3 protein-coding genes and 1 pseudogene are annotated in these 1,825 nt (G+C 41.2%); all 4 read right to left on the reverse strand.

Annotation, left to right across the window (positions count from 1 at the left end):
- Positions 1-593, reverse strand: a 593-nt coding sequence (locus IW510_RS21165) for a rolling circle replication-associated protein (RefSeq protein WP_442896463.1), incomplete at its 3' end; no start/stop codon positions are given.
- A 225-nt stretch (positions 594-818) separates the two neighbouring features.
- Positions 819-1,079 (reverse strand): hypothetical protein, encoded by a 261-nt coding sequence (locus IW510_RS21170; RefSeq protein WP_202063186.1) that lies wholly within the window; start codon positions 1,077-1,079, stop codon positions 819-821.
- A gap of 181 nt (positions 1,080-1,260) precedes the next feature.
- Positions 1,261-1,476 carry a hypothetical protein gene (locus IW510_RS21175; RefSeq protein ID WP_202063188.1) on the reverse strand — a complete coding sequence of 72 codons (216 nt, stop codon included), beginning with the start codon at positions 1,474-1,476 and terminating at the stop codon, positions 1,261-1,263.
- Positions 1,477-1,581: 105 nt separating this feature from the next.
- Positions 1,582-1,825 (reverse strand): annotated as a pseudogene (locus IW510_RS21420) (rolling circle replication-associated protein); the annotation flags it as partial.

Here is a 1,825-nt window from a genome sequence, read left to right on the forward strand (position 1 = left end):
TTTTTTTTGCCCTTTCCGACAATCTCCTGGTCTAAATCTTTTGTCACGTATTTTGTAATGTAAGTGGCACATTTCTTCTTACTCCGTATCCTAGTTAAGGTCGAAAAGCCATGCTCCCAATCCGAGCAGTTATAAACCTTAGCTTTTTTGTGCTTTACTCCAGAATCAACAATCACACCGCCGAACCCACCTGTTACACCATGAAAATGGATCGCACCATCCTTGTGCCGTTCGGGAATAAAAATATAATTAAATTTGCCATATTTCAGTTTCATCCACCGCAACCACTTCTGTAATTTACTAAAGCAAAGAGCATCATCATGACGATTATCTCCACCAAAGGTCAACGTCCAAAAGTATGTAAAATCATTGCTTAAGCAGTAGTCTCTAATCTTCGTTTTAGTACGAATCAAATTCATAAATTTTGAATGTTCATACTCCGCTTGTATTTCGTCTTCAGTCAAATCACGATAGCTTCCTGCATCACCTTCAGAAGTGTCACAAACATCAAGCGGTCTTTTGTACACATAAACGGTTCTAGCCCCGTCAGGATAGGTTTTTACTTTGCTTTTATATCTCTTTGCACTTGTCATTCTATGTCGTTAAGTGAGACGTATGTCAAGTAGACGTCTCTGCCTCCTCTCTATAATTTTTCGTTAGATATTCAACTCAGCAGCATTAGAACATTAGCGGGCTGACATTTCGGCGGTGCGGGCGCGCGGGGCATGCTCCGTGCGTCCTCTCCGTCCGAAATTGCCAGCTCCGCAAATTGTTTCTTAATGGGTTCTGGGTTATAATAATCACACCGAAACGATTATCTAGTCTTGTATGCTTTCGACGGCTGCTGACTCTGATAGTCGTTTTTCTATGCTCACTATTTCTGGCACCAATCTAACAATGGCCATTCCGAAATCTTTTTGAAACGATTTTAAGCCCTTTAAAACGTCCTGTGAGCCCTCGAAAGCCATATATTGACTATTTGACTCATAAAACTCCAAAACGGCTCCTGTGACCTCCCATAGCTCGTAAATATCATCTTTGATAAAACCTGCTACATCATCCAAAAATTCGTTGTTCATGCTTCCCACCCCCTTTCAAGTGTTGACCTGAACCGTATCCGCAATCCTTGACAGCAGGCACCCTGTTTTGCGGTGCTTAATCGGAGCCCTCAGTCTTAATATAGCACTATCCGAATTTCTCAGCCTGAGGCTTCAACACGATACCACAAAACACCTACTGTAAAGGAACCGCTACGCTTTGCTACTCTTTACCGCTTTTGCCTTCCTCTGACTTGATATGTTCAAACATGGCACTAGCTTCTCTTGTCATAGCCATAGATTCTGATTGTCGTTTAACTGTATCTACACACATTGCTATATAGGCGTTTTTAGTTATCCCTATGCGTTTTGCTTCTGCTACACAATAATCATTTAACTCTTGCCCCAAAGACATAGAGAACTTAACGTTTTTGCTCATTTAGGCACCTCCTGAATATTTTTATGTAACCAATATATCACTTGTTAGGTGTTTACGCAACAAAAAACTGCAGAAGTTTGCAACCCCTGCAGTTCATGATATAATTCAACTGTCGAAATTGTAGATATAGCAAGTTTCGTTCTCGAAATCGGGCGCCTTCCCGAAAGATAAATCAAAACTGCTGTATTCCACCGCTGGTAATCTCAATCCACGAGAGCACCAGTATTTTTTTTTGCCCTTTCCGACAATCTCCTGGTCTAAATCTTTTGTCACGTATTTTGTAATGTAAGTGGCACATTTCTTCTTACTCCGTATCCTAGTTAAGGTCGAAAAGCCATGCTCCCAATCC

The sequence above is a fragment of the Enterococcus sp. BWR-S5 genome (genome assembly GCF_016745255.1).
GTDB lineage: Bacteria > Bacillota > Bacilli > Lactobacillales > Enterococcaceae > Enterococcus_L.